This is a genomic window from Chitinophaga caseinilytica, from assembly GCF_038396765.1.
Taxonomy (GTDB): Bacteria; Bacteroidota; Bacteroidia; order Chitinophagales; family Chitinophagaceae; genus Chitinophaga; species Chitinophaga caseinilytica.
The window spans coordinates 532757-547642 of record NZ_CP150096.1; the positions used below are offsets into that span (position 1 = coordinate 532757).

At 54.2% G+C, this 14886-nt stretch carries 13 protein-coding genes; 7 read left to right on the plus strand and 6 right to left on the minus strand.

Going from position 1 to position 14886, the window contains the following annotated elements; genetic code table 11:
• Window positions 1-32 precede the first annotated feature (32 nt).
• The 3 genes from WJU22_RS02205 to WJU22_RS02215 all read right to left on the minus strand — a co-directional run bounded on the left by WJU22_RS02205 (window position 33) and on the right by WJU22_RS02215 (window position 7872).
• Complete coding sequence (locus WJU22_RS02205; protein ID WP_341841661.1) at window positions 33-3806, minus strand: DUF3857 domain-containing protein; 3774 nt, start codon at window positions 3804-3806, stop codon at window positions 33-35.
• Window positions 3807-3854: 48 nt separating this feature from the next.
• Window positions 3855-5621 (minus strand): ABC transporter ATP-binding protein, encoded by a 1767-nt coding sequence (locus tag WJU22_RS02210; protein WP_341841662.1) that lies wholly within the window; start codon window positions 5619-5621, stop codon window positions 3855-3857.
• A 64-nt stretch (window positions 5622-5685) separates the two neighbouring features.
• A complete protein-coding gene (locus tag WJU22_RS02215) occupies window positions 5686-7872 on the minus strand; it encodes a hypothetical protein (RefSeq protein ID WP_341841663.1) in 2187 nt (728 codons plus the stop codon).
• A 129-nt stretch (window positions 7873-8001) separates the two neighbouring features.
• On the opposite strand from WJU22_RS02215, the gene WJU22_RS02220 reads away from it, so the two are divergent.
• The 7 genes from WJU22_RS02220 to WJU22_RS02250 all read left to right on the plus strand — a co-directional run bounded on the left by WJU22_RS02220 (window position 8002) and on the right by WJU22_RS02250 (window position 11987).
• A complete protein-coding gene (locus tag WJU22_RS02220; protein ID WP_341841664.1) occupies window positions 8002-8154 on the plus strand; it encodes a hypothetical protein in 153 nt (50 codons plus the stop codon).
• 70 nt (window positions 8155-8224) lie between these two features.
• Complete coding sequence (locus WJU22_RS02225) at window positions 8225-8908, plus strand: response regulator transcription factor (protein WP_164714088.1); 684 nt, start codon at window positions 8225-8227, stop codon at window positions 8906-8908.
• Between the two features lie 136 nt (window positions 8909-9044).
• A complete protein-coding gene (locus WJU22_RS02230; RefSeq protein WP_341841665.1) occupies window positions 9045-10103 on the plus strand; it encodes a sensor histidine kinase in 1059 nt (352 codons plus the stop codon).
• Between the two features lie 53 nt (window positions 10104-10156).
• Window positions 10157-10552, plus strand: a complete 396-nt coding sequence (locus WJU22_RS02235) for a hypothetical protein (RefSeq protein WP_341841666.1) — start codon at window positions 10157-10159, stop codon at window positions 10550-10552.
• A gap of 118 nt (window positions 10553-10670) precedes the next feature.
• Complete coding sequence (locus tag WJU22_RS02240) at window positions 10671-11066, plus strand: hypothetical protein (protein ID WP_341841667.1); 396 nt, start codon at window positions 10671-10673, stop codon at window positions 11064-11066.
• A 112-nt stretch (window positions 11067-11178) separates the two neighbouring features.
• Window positions 11179-11598: a hypothetical protein gene (locus tag WJU22_RS02245; RefSeq protein WP_341841668.1), complete on the plus strand. Its 420-nt coding sequence runs from the start codon at window positions 11179-11181 to the stop codon at window positions 11596-11598.
• Window positions 11595-11987, plus strand: a complete 393-nt coding sequence (locus tag WJU22_RS02250; protein WP_341841669.1) for a hypothetical protein — start codon at window positions 11595-11597, stop codon at window positions 11985-11987. Before WJU22_RS02245 ends, WJU22_RS02250 begins: the two co-directional genes overlap by 4 nt.
• On the opposite strand, the gene WJU22_RS02255 is transcribed toward WJU22_RS02250, so the two are convergent.
• The 3 genes from WJU22_RS02255 to WJU22_RS02265 all read right to left on the minus strand — a co-directional run bounded on the left by WJU22_RS02255 (window position 11988) and on the right by WJU22_RS02265 (window position 14818).
• A complete protein-coding gene (locus tag WJU22_RS02255) occupies window positions 11988-12341 on the minus strand; it encodes a hypothetical protein (RefSeq protein WP_341841670.1) in 354 nt (117 codons plus the stop codon).
• Complete coding sequence (locus WJU22_RS02260; protein ID WP_341841671.1) at window positions 12239-13315, minus strand: hypothetical protein; 1077 nt, start codon at window positions 13313-13315, stop codon at window positions 12239-12241. The genes WJU22_RS02255 and WJU22_RS02260 overlap by 103 nt, the downstream gene beginning before the upstream one ends.
• A gap of 99 nt (window positions 13316-13414) precedes the next feature.
• Window positions 13415-14818 (minus strand): hypothetical protein, encoded by a 1404-nt coding sequence (locus WJU22_RS02265; protein WP_341841672.1) that lies wholly within the window; start codon window positions 14816-14818, stop codon window positions 13415-13417.
• Between the last annotated feature and the right edge of the window lie 68 nt (window positions 14819-14886).

A 14886-nucleotide genomic window follows, 5' to 3' on the forward strand; every position in this document is an offset into this window, starting at 1 on the left:
TGGTATTTTACCACCAGGCAGGCGTAGTAGCGTTATTTGAAGGAAATGTATTTCTGCTCCTTCTCTACGATCTTATTAAAAAAAGATTTCATACCTGCAAAGGCAGCCGGTGCGATCTCCGCCCCGGTATCCGCCTGGAACGTCCGCGTCACTTTCAACCGACCCGGCGCCACCTTCTCATAAACGATCCCGTACCGCATCCCCTGGAACTGCTCTTCCATGTTCCCCGGCACCTGGTCAAACACCTTCCCTTCCGGCAACTCGATCGTCAACTCCGTCACATATTTATCGGTATTCTCATAAGACCAATATTGGAAAGGGTATTTCCGTTCTTCATCCGTAAAAATGTTCTGCGTGGCCACCGCTTCCATGAACGCCGGGCGCAGCATGCTGAAATCCCCAACGTTCACCACTTCGTTCTTAACAACGAAGTCGCAGCTCCAATGCACCGTATCCGAATCGCTTTCCAGGTTGCGGAACGCATATTTGCCCAGTTCAACGTGGTTCTTGAAACCATACCCCGCGTGCTCCCGGACCGTTTCGCGCTCCTCATCTGGCGCCTTGTGCAGGTAACGCTCGCGGAAAATAGCGGCCAGGTTGCCGGTGGCTTCACAGCTGGTATTCACCTGCACATCGGTCGATTGGATCTTCACATGCACCTTCCGGGTAAGCGTGGTGTTGGATTTGCCACCGGAAACGGATTGCAGCGACGCGGGCTGTTTTTCGTATTTATAAGGCACACTCAGCATCTGCGCCATTTTCACCGTTTGCGGCAGGGTGCCGAAAGGCAGGTAGCGGTCGGTCAGTTCCAGGAAATTATCCTTCCCGTCTGCCTGGTACTGCACGATGCAATGGTTGAATTCCATGCTGGGCAACGAAATACCCTGCGTACCGTTGTTGCGCGTATTCACCAGCACCAGGTTCGCGGGCAGGTCGGCCTTATGCGCGAAGGCCAGGAAAAGGGCGCTCATGTCCTTACAATCTCCCAGGCGGGTGGCCAGCGTTTTCCCGGCGCGCTGGGGCACGTAGGCGCCCTGGCGGAACGAGACGGAGCTATAACCGATATTCCCCTCAATATATTGATAAATCCTCCGGGCCTTTTCCGTGGCCGAAAGCCCGGCAGCGCCCTTCGGGAACACTTCGCTATAGGCCATGTTCAGATCGTAATCTTCGCGGCTTTGCATGCGGGTGATGTCGCTGTACCATTCGCTGATGTCGTTCCAGGATTTCACGGTGCTCACGGTCAACACTTCCCCGAAGTCGCCCAGCGAAGGCATATACGGCTCGGATTTGAAGGCGGGCACATTACTGCGCTCCCAGGTGTAGAGCTTGAACTCGTCTGCCTGCCTGATGTCTGGCTTGAACCCGGGGTTATTGCGCAGGTTGTATTGCAGCGGCACGCCTTCCGCACAGAGCACGCTGTAGCGGGCGTATTTGGTAGGCACATTGGCGGAGAAATAAAAATCGTCCCAGAATTCGCGGCCCATGCGGCCGATGCCGTAGCTGTTCACTTTATAGTGATAGAAAATCGCATCGCCCGGCTCCAGCTTCGCATATACCACCTGGTTCTGGTACGTTTCAGCGGGGATCTTGCTGCCGTTGGCTTTCACCACTTCGGCTTTCAGGATCGTCATATTGTCGTACACGCTGTTATAGGGCAGGCTTAGCTCCTTCCAGCTTTCGATCCCGCTGTTGTTGCGCACGTATACCGCGGTTTTCACTTCGCGCTCGCTGGCGCCGTCGGCATACAATACCACATTCTTCTCGTCGAAGATATAGCTGGAAGCATAGGCGGTATCCGCCGGCTTCTTCAATGCTTCCTGGATGCGGGCATAATGGTCGCCGCCGGCGAAATAGGTGAACACGTCCTTCTTCCCTTCCAGGGTACGGATCTGGCGGCGGTAATTATCCATCCCCGCATGCAGGGCCAGCGCCTTCCTGAAGTATTCCAGCGCCTTGTCCGTTTTGTTCTGCTGCAGATAGCTATAGGCAATATCTCCGGCCGCTTTATGATAGTACGGGGAGTTGCTGCGCAGCTTTTCCAGGTACGTGATGGCGGAATCGTACTGCTGGCGCGAGAAATAATAGCCGGAGATCTTTTCGTAAGGGTTCATCGAATACCCGGCAAAATCGAACATCTTCCGGTAGATGGCTTCCCCTTTTTCCAGCTCGCCCTTGCTCATGTAAGATTTTATCAAACGGTTGTACAGCTCTTCGTTGTAATTGTCTGCCAGGTACTTTTCCATCATGTCGATGGCCAGGTCGGGCTTGCGGTCCATTTCGGAAGCTTTGTAGCAAAGCATGGACAGGATCTGCACTTCGTCCGGGAACGCTTTGTGGCCTTCTTCGAGCAGGAGGAACATGCTGTCCAGCTTTTCCTGGTAGGCGATGGCCGTGATACGCTTCACCATGGTGCTGGCGGTTTTCCGGCCGATGATCTTATCCATTTTATCGATCATCGCCACTGCCCCGTTATAATCTTTTTCTTCCAGCAGGCGGTCCACCTCCAGGTTCATGATCCAGTAGTTGCCTGGCAGCATCGTTTTCAGCTTTTCCAGTAATTCGCGCAGTTCGGTGGTGTTGTGGCCGCCGTTCAGGTTGATGTAATACTGGAGCAGCAGGAGCCCGCAATCCGGGTACTTTTTCAGGACGGGCTGCAGCACGGCCTTTGCCTTATCATACTCCGCGTTACGGGCGTAAACGCAACCCAGGAGCAGGGGGTTGACGAGGTCTGCGGGCTTTTTGGCGATCAGGTCTTTGAAATATGCTTCCGCGAAATGGGGAATGAGTTTTACCGGCGCGGTGGCCTCGTCTTTCCGGTAATCCTTCGGCTCGCTGACGCTCTTCAATCCCGCAACAGAATTGAATTTATCGTCGGTGAACCTTACGAGGAAGTTCGACCGGGCGCCGGCTCCCGTATAACCGAGCTGTACCAGCACGCGGTTATATCCTTTGTTGAGTTTGCAGCGTACTTTCCAGTAATCGAGCTCCGTCACTTTTTCTTCCGGTTCGCCTATGAGCTGGCGGTCGTTCAGCCAAAGCTTGAAAGCGCCGCTGCCGCCGAGGCAGAGGATCACCTCCTGGTCGGCCGGCGATTCCACGAAAGTCTGCATATACCCGATGCCGCTGGCGGCATTGAAGTACATGAAGGGGAGCACCCATCCCTGCTGGCTTTCGACGGCAGGGGTGAACCAGTCGATGGTGGTATTGTTGTACGCGTTAAACCCTTTGCCTTTCGCTACTTCGGTGATGGGGCCGTAGGGCTTGTCGAACCCGCTGCCGTTGATATTATCGAAGGCGCCCACGTACTGCCAGTTGAGGATGCTTCCCATTTTGGGATAAAGCTGGCTGGCGAGGGCTGTTTTGTTGCTGAACACATAATGCGCGCTTTTAAAATAGTTGGCAGCGGCGCGCATGGAACCGTTGAAGGCGGGGTTTTCCAGCACATAGTCCACATTGGCGAGCCGTACGGCGTCTTTCTTGCCGTAGCTGCCCAGCACCCCGTCATTGAACCAAAGGGCGTACCAGTAAGGATTGGGATCGCTGAACCGGCGTGCGGGATTGTTGTGCTTTGAAATGATGTCTTCGCCGAAACCTTCGTTGTTTTCCAGCAACATCAGGGTGGCGAGCGCGCTATTGCGGCTTTCGCTTTGGTTGACGGCCTTTTGCAGGAGGGCTTTTGCTTTCGCGAAGTCGTTCTTCAGGATCGCCTCCCAGGCTTTTTCATAATCTCCGGCGTATGCGGCCGCGGGCGCCAGGGCCCAAAACAGGCATGCTAACAAACAGCCATGCAATTTTTTTCTCATGGTACAGGGTATGGGATTTAAATATTGGGGCAAAGATAAATAAAATTGTCAGGCTGTATTCGCAGACGCCTGAAACTGCATCATATACAGCTTGTGGTAGTACCCTTCCAGCTTCAGCAGTTCCTCGTGCGTACCCGCCTCCCTGATCTCGCCTTTGTCCAGCACGATGATCTGGTCGGCCTTGCTGATGGTGCTCAGCCTGTGGGCGATCACGATGGCCGTTCTCCCGGCGATCAGCTTATCGATCGCATGCTGGATGAGCATTTCCGACTCGGTGTCTACGGATGATGTGGCTTCGTCGAGGATCAGCACCGCTGGGTCGTACAGCAGTGCGCGGATGAACGAAATGAGCTGGCGCTGCCCCAGCGAAAGGGTGCTGCCGCGCTCCATCACCGGGTAATCGTACCCGCCGGGCAGCTGCATGATGAAATCGTGCATCCCGATAAGCCGGGCCGCCCCTTCTACCTGCTCGCGGCTGATATTGGGGTTCCGCAACGTAATATTTTCGAAGATCGACCCGGAAAACAGGAACACATCCTGCAACACCACCCCTATCCGGCTGCGCAGCTCCGCCAGTTTGTAATCTTCCAACTTCACCCCGTCGATCTCTATCGTGCCTTTCTGGATTTCGTACAGCCGGTTGAGAATGCTGATGATGGTGGTTTTCCCGCTGCCGGTATGCCCCACCAACGCGATCGTTTGCCCGGTTTTGGCGTGGAAACTCACGTCTTTGAGCACGTACCGGTCGTCTTTATACGCAAACCACACATGATCGAATTTGATATCGCCTTTCATGTTGGCCGCCGAATGCGTTCCGTTGTCGGGCATGTATTCGTCGCTGTCCAGCACCTTGAACACCCTTTCACTGGCTACCATCCCCATTTGCAGGGTATTGAACTTGTCGGCCAGGATGCGGAGCGGGCGGAACAGCATGTTCAGGTACATGATGAACGCGATCATCACGCCCTGCGTCACTTCATAATTCAGTACCATGTTGGCGCCCCACCACACCATGAGCCCTAGCGAAATGGCGAGTATGATTTCCACCACCGGGAAAAACACGGAATAGGCGAAAATGGCGTCGATATTGGCTTTGCGGTGATCTTTATTGATGACGCGGAACTTCCCGAACTCGCGGTTCTCGGCCGAAAATGCCTGCACCACCGTCATGCCGGTAATATGCTCCTGCACGAACGCGTTGAGCGCCGCCACGGCATTGCGCACCCGATGGAACGATTTGTTCACCGCCTCCTTAAAGAAGTACGTGGCCAGGATCAGCACAGGGAACGGGCTCAGGCTCACGAGCGTCAGCCGCCAGTCTTCGGCGAACATCACGCCCAGGATCGCCAGGATCATGAGCACATCTGCCACGATGGAAATAATCCCTTCCGAAAAAATATCGTTGATCGCCTCAATGTCGTTGATGGTGCGCGTCGTGAGCGTGCCGATGGGCGTACGGTCGAAGAATCCCAGGTTCAGCCGCACCACTTTCCGGTACACGGCCACCCGCAGGTCTTTGATCACGGATTGCCCCAGCCAGTTGGTGATGTAGCTGAAGAAAAAGCGGACCGCCGTTTCCACGATCAGAATCCCGATCTGCACGAAAGTGATGATCATCAACATCTGCGCCCACTGGTTCGTGATGTACTTATCGACCGTTTGCTGGATGAGCCAGGGCCTCACCGGGGAGATGAGCGCCAGCAGCACCGTCAGGAACATCGACAGGTAAAAATAGCGCCGGTAGGGCCTTGCAAAGGAGAAAACGCGGTTCAGCAGACTGACATCGAAAACCTCTTTGGTCTTGTCTTTATTCATCTCTGTAAAAATAAACGGTAATTCCCAAAACGCAAAAAAGGGAGCCAGGCTCCCTTTTTCACAATCAGTTTTCGTCTTTCATCACCTGCCGGTAGGCCTTGATGAAGATGGCCCCGAGGTTTTTATGCGGCGGAACGTAGTCGTCGAACAGCGCCTTGTTGGCCCCCTCGCCCGCAAACTTGCGGCTGAGGCCGGCCCACATCTGCACCCAGTCTACATTCTTGCCGGCGCGTACCACATCTTCCAGGCTGCGGATGATGGGCTCGTTCACCCAGCGGGTACCCACCTGTTTCGAGGAAATGATGTGCGCTTCGGGCGCTTTTTCCAGTACGGTCGCCAGGTTGTGGTAACCGCCGCAGGAACCCAGCACTACGATCCTCGCCGTGCTCTGCAGGTTATCCAGCGTGGTGTTCACATGGTAACTATGGCCGCGGTGGATGAATATGGTGGGATGGATGTCTTTCTCGTCGAGGAACTCTCCCAGCTTCTCGATCGCCGTTTTATCTTCCGGCTCTTTCAGCGGATTGTTGGCGAAAATGGTGGTGGGCTTGCCTTTGGCGGATGTGATGGTCGTCCAGTACGTATTCTTCGTCACGTTCCACTCCCCTTTCGGGAAATTCCCCATGAAGCTGGCGTAAGAACTGATCCCGTCTTCATCCCCGTAGAAAAACACCTGCTGGTAAATGCGGCCGCTGTCGCTGGGCAGCGTGGCGAATTCCACGTAGTTGATGGGAGGCAGCTGGAGCTTGGAGCTCATGTCAGACGCCCAGGAGCTGTCGCTGCCATGCCCGTCTTCCGTGAAAATGCTGTTGAGGAGGGAGTAAATGGTAACCCCGCGCTTGTCGTGCTTTTGCTGTACGAACGACAGGTTTTTCCGCACCTCTTCGCGGAGGAAGTCCAGCAGTTTGGGATCGCGGATGGAGCCGAAGGAATTGGCCACGTCCACGGCATCTTCCAGGTCTTCCGTTTTTTCGAGGCTCCGCACGAATTTCACCATGAGGTAGTTGGCGTTTTCGGGGTCCATCGATTTGAGGAAGTTGTCAAGCGTATTGAAACCCGCCGCCATGGCGATGAATTTCTTGAAACGGTCGAAGCTCACGAGCATGAGGAGGCTGTCGCCCCGCGGCGGTTTCATGCGCAGCATCATCTGATCGTACAGCCCCATTTTCGCGGCGTTGGTGTAGCTGGAGGTGTATAATTCTTCCTGTCCGTTGATAATGAGGTAATACAGTTCTTCGGGCGTAAAATCTTTCACGATGCGGAAGCGGACGGCGTGCCCTTCTTCGTGCAGGTCGTTCACTTCGCGGATATACCGGAGCGATTTCGCCTTCATGTTTTCCTGCATAGCCTTGAGGCCCAGGATGTTGGCACCTTCCGCGCGTTTTTTCTGGAGCACGATGGAGGTGTGGACCATGAGGCGGAAATAGGTATCGTCGTTGGCTACTTTGCTTTCCAGTTCGGAAAGGGTGGCGGAGCCGTCGAGGAGTTGGTCGATGAAGGGCAGCAGTTTGGTGGACTGGCTGCTTTTGCCGATGGCGACGATCTGCTGCACGAGGGGGTCCTGGTTGCGGCGGATGGCGCTGGCGGTGGGGGTGTAGGAAGTGGCGTAGGTGAGCACCTGGTTGGGGTACTTTTTAGCCACGGCGGCCACGATGGTGTCTACGACGGGGTAGTCGAGATAGGGGCCGAGTTTGGGCATGATCTCTTCGAGATTCTTGAACGCGAACTTGGAGAACATTTCCGCACGGGCCTCTTTGTAGCCGGGGTTTTCCTGGAATGCGTCGATCGTGCGCTCGCCGGCTTCGAAGCTCAGCGTCCGGGCGATGGGGTAAATGCTTTTCCCCTTGATGTCTGCCTGCATCATCTGGTGATACGCCTGCAGCATGGCGGGCGCCTCTTCGGCGTCGATGCGGTTATATGCGCGCTTGACGTTGTAATCGCGGAGGGTTTGGTGGAGGCCGGAAAGGTATTTTACTTTCAGGCGGTGGTCCAGAGACGTATCCAGCTCAATTTCCTGCTGCATATCGTCTACCAGTTTGGTAAGGGCGCTGGTGACCTGGAGGTTCATGTTTTCGTCGTCGCCGACCTTCACGTAACCGTCCTGTTTGCCGTCCAGCTTGTCGGCGTTTACCTGCTCCTTGTCGATGTTATCATGGAAGCCTTGCCGGTTGATGGGGATCTGAACTTTCTGACCATAGCTCCAACCACTGTACACAATGCCTAAAGATATGATTAGTAATGCTTTTTTCATATTGATGTGTTACTCCTATGCTATACTGCAAATTTACTACCAATTATAGTAGATAAGCAATCCCATCGCAGGCATACCGAACAATTTATATGCGTTTTATGTTAAATATCTGAACTGCAACCCGGTATCATGGCCGATCTCCATTTTCCGGGGCTTGAATTCTTTTTGATGGGCGGCGGAAAGGTCTGCCGGATTGGCGGGCGATCGGGCCCGAAAAGGGGCAAAAAGCGTAAATTGCAGGCGGATAAACGATTTCAGACGGCGAAATTAACAATTACATAATGTTATCTTTTCATGAATCGGGAAAGGGCTGATTAATTTTGTGCCGTCTTTAAACACCCAAATTATGTTGATGGAACCAGCAGTAGCAGTAGGAAAAATTCTGGTAGTAGACGATGAGGCGGATATCCTCGAGATCATCAGTTACAACCTGAAAAGCGCGGGTTACGAAACGGTGACGGCGAAAGACGGGCTCGAAGCCATCCAGAAGGCCAAGATCTTCCGTCCGGACCTGATCATGCTGGACATCATGATGCCCAACAAGAACGGGATCGACACCTGCCGCGAGCTTCGCCGGCTGCCGGAGTTCAAAGAAACCATGGTACTGTTCCTCACCGCGCTCAACGATGAAAAGAGCGAGATCGAAGGGCTGAACATGGGGGCAGACGATTACATCGCCAAGCCCATCAAGCCCAGGCTCCTCGTTTCCCGCATCAACGCCCTCTTCCGCCGGCTCAACAAAACGGAAGAACAGCAAATCCACCTGGGAGACCTCATCATCGACCGCGAAAAATTCACCGTCACCTATAAAGGCACCGAGATCATCCTCGCAAAAAAGGAATTCGAGCTCCTTCAACTCCTCGCCTCCAAACCCGGCCGCGTGTTCCTCCGCAACGAAATCCTCAACCAGGTCTGGGGTACGGAAGTGATCGTGGGAGACCGCACCATCGACGTGCACATCCGCAAAATCCGCCAGAAACTGGGCGTAGACCTCATCACCACCGTAAAAGGCGTAGGCTACAAATTCGAACTGTAATAACATTCCCAACCCACCCGAACTTCCCGTATCCGCACCTCTGTGGCCACCGGCACCGTGATTTATGGCATCTACCTCTACAAGTAAAAAATTTAGCTTAATTTCCAGCTATCACAATCTATCCGCTCTCTGGAGTATGCTGAAAGCCAAAAACCTGTCGCCACAGAAACTAGCCGCCTTCACTGCTTTCATCCTGTCGGTCGTAATGGCCCTCGGATGCCTGTTCATCGGCGCCACCCTCAAACAAACGCTCCTCGCGCTCGGCCTCACCTTTATCGTGGCCTATTTCCTCTATCTCTACACCTTGCAGAACTTCATCTACCGAAAGATCAAGCTCATCTACAAGTTCATTTACCAGACAAAGGCCTCCAAGCGCGAAGAATTCTTCAATAAAAACATCCTGCCCCTCAAAACCATCGAGGAAGTAAGCGAAGACGTGGAAAAATGGGCCTCGCAGAAAAAGGAAGAACTGGAAAACCTCCGCCGCAACGAAGCTTTCCGGAAAGAATTCCTCCTCAACCTGTCCCACGAACTGAAAACCCCCATCTTCGCCGTGCAGGGATACATCCATACCTTGCTGGACGGCGCCCTGGAAGACCCCAACGTCAATAAGGACTTCCTCAAGAAAGCGACCAAGAACATCGACCGCCTCTGCCGGCTGATCGACGATCTCGATGAAATCTCCAAGCTCGAAAGCGGGGAAATGACTATCAACAAAGAACAATTCGTTATCCAGGACCTCATCCGCGATGTGTTCGACACCCTTTCCATCAAAGCCCGGCAGAAAGATATCAAGTTCGGTATCAAGAAAGGCTGCGAAGCGCCCGTGCAGGTTTATGCCGACAAGGAAAAGATCCGGCAGGTGCTGATCAACCTCATCGAAAACTCGGTGAAATACGGCAAAACGGAAGGACAAACCATCGCCAGCGTATACAATATGGACGGGAATCGCGCGCTCGTGGAGATTTCCGACAACGGGATCGGCATGGCCGAAGAGCACCTCCCCCGCGTGTTCGAACGTTTCTACCGGACAGACCGTGCCCGCAGCCGAGACATCGGTGGTACCGGCCTGGGACTCGCCATCGTAAAGCATATCGTGGAAGCGCACGATCAGACGATCAACGTGCGCAGCAAGGTGGAAGTAGGTTCCACTTTCGGATTTACCCTGGAACTGGGCCGCGAGAACCTGCTGTAACTTTCTTCATTTAATGTCCGTTTCAATGGGGAACAACCAAACAATTACCCCTCATGAAACACATGCTTTTGTTGTTGCCGTTGATGGCAACCATTATTTTTTCGGCTTGCAAAAAGGACAAATCCCCCAACTATGAAGGTACCCCCAATGCCATCAGCGGAGAATGGAAAATAGACGCGTCCGCCATGCAGTTCACTTCAGATGCCATCCTCCCGGAATGGGGATTCGGTACGGATCACAAGTATGAAAGGAAAGGCGGTACGAAATCCGCGCCCCTCCACGAAAAGGGAACGTATACTTTCGGCCCCGGCCCTGCCGACGGCCTGATCCTCACGCTGAAACCCAACGGTGGCAATAGCTACACCATCAGCGTTTCCGAGCTCACCGCAAAATCGGTCAACTTCAGGGAAACGGCAGACGGGCCTACGAACACCTTCCTCCGGAAATAGCCGGCCACCGCGCTCATTTCGCAGCAAATACTGCCCAGATACCGGTTTCCGGGGCCCGGATGTAACTTTCCGGCCCCGGAAGCCGTTTCGCACATATCAACCAAACAAAACACCCCTCATGAAACACATGATCCTGTTTTTGTCGCTCGCTGCTTCCGTTATTTTCACTTCCTGCAAGAAAGACAAGGCCCCCAATTACGGAGGAGCGCCAAACGCCATTAGCGGCCATTGGGTTTTAGACGCCGGATACATGCAATACCCGGCCGGCACCATCCTCCCGGAATGGGGATTCGGCACGGATTACAAATATGAAAAGAAAAGAGGCCTGGCATTTGCGTCGGCAACCGAGCAGGGAACTTATTCATTAGCGCCCGGCCCGGCCAACGGCTACACCCTCACCTTAAAGCCCCGAAATGGCAACAGTTACACCGTCACCGTTACCGAGATCTCGGCGAAATCCGCCTACTTCAAGGAATCGGCAGATGACCCTACGTTCATTTATCTCCGCAAATAGACCGGCGGCGGCAATTTTGCAGCAACGATAGACAGTCAAGCCTTTCCAGGTCCAGGAAGTAAATTCCACCACCGAAAGCCGTTTATAAAACTATCCACCTAATAATTCCCTTATGAAACAGCTTTTCCTTTTCCTCCTGATGGCTGCCGGCATGGCGGCCGCATCCTGCAAAAAAGACAAGAAACCCGCACCGGCACCGGATTATAACGGTACACCCAATGCCGTGAGCGGCGTTTGGTCGATGGATATTTATACCCTTAGCTCCATCGCACCCTTCCAGTACGACTACGGATTCGGTACCAATAACCTTTACGAAAAGGTGACCGGCTCATCGACCGATAAAAAAACAGAGAAAGGAAGTTACACGCTCACGCCGGTTACAGGCACACCGGGCGCATATACCATTCATTTACAGCCGGTTACCGGCAGTGCATATACGATCAGCGTAACGGAACTTACCGAGACCTACGCTATTTTTGAACAATCGCAGCCATACACTAAATTCGGGTTCAGAAAAATCCCCCGTCGATGAAAAAATCCCTGATCGCCTGTGCCCTCCTGGCCACCACGCTCTTTGGCGCGTGCAAGAAAGACAAATACACCGGCGTCGAATTCGGCGGCACCGCCAACGAAATCTCCGGCGAATGGATGATGAACCCGGTCACCGTTACGGGAGATCCCGCGTCTACCGTGGTCCCCAAATACCAGTTCGGCACCAATTCCAGGTACTCTTTCGTACAGGGCCTGCATACTTTGCCCAAGACGGAAACCGGAAAGTATATGGTGATACAGCGGCCGCCCATCGGTTTTTACGTGGTGGTCTTCACCCCTGATAACGGGGCGGAATACAATGTGGAGCTACATCTCCAGTCGCCCGACGTGGCTATGTTCGGCGCGCGGATGTTCCATCGTTTAAAATGATCAGAAGCGGTACTGGATACGGGTGGTAAACACGTTGTCGGGGATATCGCCCTCGAACCCGTCGATGGAAGTGCTTTCGTTCCAAACGCGGTCGTACCAGATGGTGGCTTTCATGTTTTCGTTGAAGTACAGCACATACCCGAAGCCGAAGGTATCGAAACGGATATCTGCGGGCGTGAGGTATTTTGAAGCGGCGTCGCCGATCTGGCGGCCTTTTACGCTGCGGTTGGGGTCGTACCAGTCGTATTTCATCACGAGTTGGTGTTTGGGGCTGCCGAGGTGCTGGAGGAACGAGAAATAGGCGCCGTCGAACGGCCGGATGTACAGGGGCGCGAAGGCACCGGATTTCTCCATGGGGATCGTTCCGGGCGTTTCGGTATCCAGCGCTGTGGAGGTTTGGGTGCCGCGGATGTATTCCGCACGGAACTGCGTACTGCCGCGCCCTTTGCCGTTGGGGACCACGAATTGCGCATCGCCGCCGAAATATTGCCGGGGGGCGATAACGCCCACATTATGGGCGCTCGAATCCACGGAGAAGTCTTTCTTCCCCCTTCCATCGTATAAATTTTGTTGGTAAACTGCTCCATCCCGCCGTACAGGATGCTGCCGCCGAAGGAAAGCAGCCAGCCGGCCGAATTGACGGGCCGCGGCTTCATGGCCACCCGGGCGATGAGGTCTTTGTGGCTGTCGAAGTCCGACGGGCCGGAGAGGCCCTGTCCGTTAAACAGGCCCACATCTACTTTCAGGAAATGCAAGGGGTGGGATTTGGCGCGCGGCTCGAAGGTGAGCATGCCGCCCATATCGCGCTCGCTGCGCATCAGGATCTGGCTCATCCGCCCGCGCTCGGGCGCCTCGCGGTCGCCGGAGGAAAGGTTCACCTCGTACCCGAACGGCCGGGCGAACATACCCATCGTGAGCGCCATCACGTCCCACTGGCCATCAAACAACCGGCCCCAGAAGTCGCGGATGTTCACGCCGCGCTCGGTGCCGTCGAACTGGAACACGAACTGTACCGTGGGCAGGTCCCGCTTGTTGAAGTGGGCGTAATCGAACCGCACACGGCCGCGGCGGAGCATGAACCTGTTGTCTGACTGTTTATTGAAATCCCCGCCGGAATAGCTTTCTATGCCTTTATGCGATGCGTACTGGAACTGGGGCTGCATGTACCCGCTGATCCGCAGGTGATCGTACCGTTTATAAATGGAAATCATCCCCTTCCCCAGTTCGGTCGTGGTGTCGATCATATCCATCAGGAACTGGGCTTTCGCTGAAAACGCAGCCGTGCTGAGAAATAATGCCAGGAAACCTGTCCGAACGATTGTGCGCATTGCCTTCATCGCGCAAAAATACGGAACCGGATACAGCAAACAAAACGCCCGGGCGGCTGCCCGGGCGCTGTAGATTATAACGATTCGACAGATGCGTGATTAGTACGCCTGCTGACCAGGGTTGAAGTTGGTCCAACCTGCGATCCAGTTGTCGGTACCGAAAGCACCGCGGAAAGTCTCGGTTTTGATACCGGTTGCAGCCTGGAAGGTGCCTTTCAGGGGCTCGGAACCGGTTTTGGGCAGGAAGTTGGGGTTAGCCAGGTTGAACGGATCGGTGAGGCCAACTGCGTCTGCGGAAGCCGCTACGAAGTTATATTGGTTGGCAGCGGTAGCCAGGTCGCGCAGCATGCCGATACCTTCGTTGATCATGGCAGTGCGGTCTGCGCTGGGCATGGGATCAGCAGGGTATTTGTTCCCGGTCAGGAAACGCGCGGTAGCTGAGTCGGTGCTGAAGGGTTTGGCTACAGCGTAAACGATGTTGTTCTGCCATTTGCTCACACCATTCTTGTAATCGTTCCAGCTGGCGGAAGATTCGATAGAGAAACCGCCTTTCTGGTTGCCGAGGAGGATGGAGTTCACGAAAGTGAAATTGGTCGCTCTTCTCCAACGGTTGCCCAGGTTGTGGTTAGAGAGGGTGCCGGTGGCGCCGTTGGGGCCAATGATGGTCATATTGGAAATTACCGGGTGTGTACGGGGAGTTGCGGTGGTACCGGAACCGTCGTTGTCGCACTCGATACCGTTACCAGCATCTCCGGGGTCAACGAAATCGGGTTTGCGGAGCGCAACAGCGTACTGAACGGTGCCGCGGTAACCGAAGTCGAAATCGAAATCATCGTCTGCAGTGGCGAAAGCAACCAGGTGAGTGGGGCTAACGGTACCGCCGAAGAATTCGAAGGCATCGTCGTTAGCGAAAGCAGTCATTACGTGATCGATTTTGGTGCCGCTACCTACAGCGCCCAGGGTGAGGGCGTTGATCTCGGAGTTAGGCTGTGCTGCGATACCAGCGTATTCGATACGAACGTATTGGAGGATACCGGAGTTATCGTTATCATCGTTGCCACCGTAGTAGCGGCCAACACCGCCTTCGATCTGGGGATCGGTGCTGCGGTTGGTCTTGGCTTTACCGAGGATGATGATGCCACCCCAATCGCCGGGGTTACGCTGGCCGGGGGCTTTACCGGAAGTAAACACGATAGGTTTCTGGGCGGTACCGGTCGCGAAGATTTTCGCGCCGCGCTCGATGATCAGCGCGCCTTTTTCAGTAATATCGCTTTTGATCACGGTGCCTTCCTGGATGGTCAGCGTTTTTCCTTCAGGAAAATAAACGTAACCTTTCAGCGTCCATACTTTATCATTGGTGAGGGTCTTGCTCTCGGTTTGAACACCGCTCAGAACGGTTTCTACAACGGGCGTCAGATCATCATCATCGCCATCATTATTACGGCAGGAAGAGAGCGCTATCGCTGTACCTAAAGTAAAAGCAAGGAATTTTACAAGTTTCATTCGAACAGATTTTCAGTGATTGAATTGCAGTGCAAAAGTGCCTTCGTTATGTTATGCGTACTTTAACA

Bases quoted from the DNA above. Each gene is read 5' to 3' on its own strand.
- WJU22_RS02260 (WP_341841671.1), bottom strand. From the start codon at position 13,315: ATGCGCACAATCGTTCGGACAGGTTTCCTGGCATTATTTCTCAGCACG.
- WJU22_RS02205 (WP_341841661.1), bottom strand. From the start codon at position 3,806: ATGAGAAAAAAATTGCATGGCTGTTTGTTAGCATGCCTGTTTTGGGCC.
- WJU22_RS02265 (WP_341841672.1), bottom strand. From the start codon at position 14,818: ATGAAACTTGTAAAATTCCTTGCTTTTACTTTAGGTACAGCGATAGCG.
- WJU22_RS02255 (WP_341841670.1), bottom strand. From the start codon at position 12,341: ATGGAGAAATCCGGTGCCTTCGCGCCCCTGTACATCCGGCCGTTCGAC.
- WJU22_RS02240 (WP_341841667.1), top strand. From the start codon at position 10,671: ATGAAACACATGATCCTGTTTTTGTCGCTCGCTGCTTCCGTTATTTTC.
- WJU22_RS02245 (WP_341841668.1), top strand. From the start codon at position 11,179: ATGAAACAGCTTTTCCTTTTCCTCCTGATGGCTGCCGGCATGGCGGCC.
- WJU22_RS02210 (WP_341841662.1), bottom strand. From the start codon at position 5,621: ATGAATAAAGACAAGACCAAAGAGGTTTTCGATGTCAGTCTGCTGAAC.
- WJU22_RS02230 (WP_341841665.1), top strand. From the start codon at position 9,045: ATGCTGAAAGCCAAAAACCTGTCGCCACAGAAACTAGCCGCCTTCACT.
- WJU22_RS02235 (WP_341841666.1), top strand. From the start codon at position 10,157: ATGAAACACATGCTTTTGTTGTTGCCGTTGATGGCAACCATTATTTTT.
- WJU22_RS02220 (WP_341841664.1), top strand. From the start codon at position 8,002: ATGGCCGATCTCCATTTTCCGGGGCTTGAATTCTTTTTGATGGGCGGC.
- WJU22_RS02250 (WP_341841669.1), top strand. From the start codon at position 11,595: ATGAAAAAATCCCTGATCGCCTGTGCCCTCCTGGCCACCACGCTCTTT.
- WJU22_RS02225 (WP_164714088.1), top strand. From the start codon at position 8,225: ATGGAACCAGCAGTAGCAGTAGGAAAAATTCTGGTAGTAGACGATGAG.
- WJU22_RS02215 (WP_341841663.1), bottom strand. From the start codon at position 7,872: ATGAAAAAAGCATTACTAATCATATCTTTAGGCATTGTGTACAGTGGT.